This is a genomic window from Streptomyces sp. SID5785, from assembly GCF_009870065.1.
In the GTDB taxonomy this organism is placed as follows: Bacteria; Actinomycetota; Actinomycetes; order Streptomycetales; family Streptomycetaceae; genus Streptomyces.
Map to the genome: position 1 here is coordinate 1 of NZ_WWIA01000543.1, position 780 is coordinate 780.

Genomic DNA, 780 nt, shown 5'->3' on the forward strand with positions numbered 1-780 from the left:
GAGGAACTCGGCGAGCTGCTTACCGCCCTCACCCTCGTCCTTGACGATCGTGCCCGCCGTGCGCGCGGGACGCTCGGCCGCGGAATCCACCGTCGTCCACGCACCCTCGAGACCGACCTGCCCGGCCTCCAGGTCCAGATCGTCCAGATCCCACGACTCGACCGGCTTCTTCTTCGCCGCCATGATCCCCTTGAACGACGGGTACCGCGCCTCACCCGACTGGTCCGTCACCGACACCACCGCCGGAAGCGAAGCCTCCAACTGCTCGGATGCCGCATCCCCGTCACGACGACCCTTCACCGTGCCGTCCTCGACCGCGACCTCCGACAGCAGCGTCACCTGCGGCACACCCAGACGCTCCGCCAGCAACGCCGGAACCACACCCGCCGTACCGTCCGTCGACGCCATACCGGAGACCACCAGATCGAACCCGGCCTTCTCGATCGCCTTCGCCAGCACCAGCGACGTACCCAGCGCATCCGTACCGTGCAGATCGTCGTCCTCGACGTGGATCGCCTTGTCCGCACCCATCGACAACGCCTTGCGCAGCGCGTCCTTCGCGTCCTCGGGACCCACCGTCAACACGGTGATCTCCACATCGTCGTCCGAGTTCTCCGAGATCTGCAGCGCCTGCTCCACCGCATACTCGTCCAACTCCGAGAGCAGGCCGTCCACGTCGTCACGGTCCACGGTCAGGTCATCGGCAAAATGCCGGTCGCCGGTCGCGTCCGGCACGTACTTCACGGTGACAACGATCCTCAAGCTCACGCCGGCTCTCCT

Annotated in this window: 1 protein-coding gene; it reads right to left on the minus strand. The window is 66.7% G+C overall.

Annotation, left to right across the window (positions count from 1 at the left end; translation table 11 throughout):
• Positions 1-768 (minus strand): electron transfer flavoprotein subunit beta/FixA family protein (locus tag GTW43_RS17545; protein WP_161302964.1); only part of this gene is annotated, 768 nt, incomplete at its 3' end.
• Between the last annotated feature and the right edge of the window lie 12 nt (positions 769-780).